A 1,120-nucleotide genomic window follows, 5' to 3' on the forward strand; every position below is an offset into this window, starting at 1 on the left:
TTTCAAATACTTCTTAAGGGCGGATTTTGGCCTTATCTTTATCGATTCTTTCTTCCTTTTAAACTTCTCTTAATTCTCATCTTTTCAATTATTTCTTCTTTGCGGATTTTTGTTCTTCATTATTTCCTTATCTTTATCGATTATTTCTTCACTTAGATTCGAGGGAGAATTTTCCTTTTTAATTATCTCTTAAAAGATCTCTTAACTTTTCCCTCAAATTTACCTCAAAATATCCTCTTCTATTTTCCCTTCATTTTTCCTTAATCTTACTCTTCATTTTCATCTTTGAAAGAATTTATGCTTTGCGGAAATTTGCCCTGATTTATTACCTTTTATTTACCTATTAATTCTTCACTTCGATTTTATTATCTCTTAAAAGGTCTCTTTCATTTTACCTTCAAATTACCCTTCATTTATCTTCTTAATTTTTCCCTTCTTTTTCATCTTTCAAATCATTTCTTCTTTGCGGATTTTTGCCCTTATCTTTATCGATTCTTTCTTCCTTTCTATTATCCCTTAATTTATTCTCTTAATTTATCTCTTAATTTTTCCTTTTTAATTATCTCTTAAAAGATCTCTTAAAATTACCCTTCAAATTACCCTTCAAATTACCCTTCATTTATCTTCTTAATTTTTCCCTTCTTTCTCATCTTTTTAATGGGATCTTCTTTGCGGATTTTTGTCCTTCGCCTCTACGAAGAGGCCTCTTAAGATTTTCCTTCATTCTTCCCTTCATTCTTCCCTTCATTCTTCCTATTCTTTTTCTCTTCTATTTTACAATTCATTTTCCCCTTCAATTCTCTTCTTAATTTTTCCCTTTCTGGATTCTCCTTCACTTCAGTTTTCCTATTCTTTTTTCTCTTCTTTCTCATCTTTCAAATCATTTCTTCTTTGCGAATTTTTACCCCTTCTTTTTTCCTTTTTAATTATCTCTTAAATTAAGCCCTTAATTTTTCCTTAATCTTACTCTTCATTTTTATCTTTTTAATGTTATCTTCTTTGCGGATTTTTGCCCCCTTAAGATTACTCTTCATTTTTCCCTTCAAATCCCCCCTTCATTTATCTTCTTAATTTATCTTCTTAAATTATCTTCTAAAATATCTCTTAAAATATCCCTTCA

General features: G+C 29.1%; 1 protein-coding gene. It reads right to left on the reverse strand.

Translation table 11 applies throughout. From position 1 onward, the window contains the following. Window positions 1-707 precede the first annotated feature (707 nt). Window positions 708-872, reverse strand: a complete 165-nt coding sequence (locus tag JSS34_08920) for a hypothetical protein (GenBank protein ID MBS0186416.1) — start codon at window positions 870-872, stop codon at window positions 708-710. Between the last annotated feature and the right edge of the window lie 248 nt (window positions 873-1,120).

The sequence above is a fragment of the Pseudomonadota bacterium genome, assembly GCA_018242545.1.
In the GTDB taxonomy this organism is placed as follows: domain Bacteria; phylum Pseudomonadota; class Alphaproteobacteria; order 16-39-46; family 16-39-46; genus 16-39-46.

What these genes read in the sequence shown, in the direction of transcription:
- JSS34_08920 (MBS0186416.1), bottom strand. Translation starts at nt 872, where the DNA reads ATGAGAAAGAAGAGAAAAAAGAATAGGAAAACTGAAGTGAAGGAGAAT.